This is a genomic window from Marivita lacus (assembly GCF_014637725.1).
Classification (GTDB): Bacteria; Pseudomonadota; Alphaproteobacteria; order Rhodobacterales; family Rhodobacteraceae; genus Marivita; species Marivita lacus.
Window position 1 is genome coordinate 1 of record NZ_BMFC01000060.1, and the last position, 769, is coordinate 769.

Below are 769 nucleotides of genomic sequence, written 5' to 3' on the forward strand. Positions count from 1 at the left end.
CGTGGCGTCATAGAAAGCCACAATCAGAGGCCTGACACACGTCCGATCGAAGGCCCCGCCGAAAATCGAAGATAATGCTTGCCAAACAGGGGGCATCCACACACGCCCCGGGTTTACTGGAGAGTTTTTTATCTAAAACTTATGCAGCTTTTTCAACAGCATTCAGGTTTGCATAGAAATCCTCCCCTGCTTCATGCGGCGTGACATAGCCGATGGCGCTGTGCAGCCGCTTACACTGAAAAAGTGCTGCATCAGGCTGGTGTGGCGCTTTTTGCTTGCCGCCAGTGGGGTTGACCGAGGGCGCAAATGGCGGTCTCTGTGGGCCCATGATCACGCTCATCCATACCCGACATCTCATACGACGCTCTTTTTGAGCCTTCGCTACCGCGGCGCCTGATGGCTCGTGCGGTGCCTTCTATGAGATCACGGACACGGATACGACATGCGCATCAAGATCATCGACCTCCCGACTTACGAGACCGACCCCGACATCATCGCCGAGCATCTGCAAAAGGTGCTCAAGGAGATCCGGAAGAAGAAACTGGCCCGCGATTTGATCGGGGAGGACGAGCGGTCCTCCGAGTTCGAGGTGGACGATTTCGACGACTTTGCGGACAAGCTGTCCGACGGTACCGACCTCACCATGGTAAGCATTCGCTGGAGGCCGCGGTCAAGCGACCTTGACCAGGGGCGTGGCCCCGTCCCATTCCCACGGCAGCAACTCGTGCAGGCGCGAGACCGGCATATCGGAGATGCGGGCGATGATGTC

At 57.5% G+C, this 769-nt stretch carries 2 protein-coding genes; one reads left to right on the forward strand and one right to left on the reverse strand.

The window, feature by feature from the left end; all coding sequences use genetic code 11:
- Positions 1-139: 139 nt before the first annotated feature.
- The gene (locus IEV82_RS23480; RefSeq protein WP_188484503.1) at positions 140-340 is read right to left on the reverse strand and encodes a hypothetical protein; all 201 of its coding nucleotides are present in this window, start codon (positions 338-340) and stop codon (positions 140-142) included.
- A 102-nt stretch (positions 341-442) separates the two neighbouring features.
- Here IEV82_RS23480 and IEV82_RS23485 point away from each other — a divergent pair.
- Positions 443-769, forward strand: a 327-nt coding sequence (locus tag IEV82_RS23485) for a hypothetical protein (protein WP_188484504.1), incomplete at its 3' end; no start/stop codon positions are given.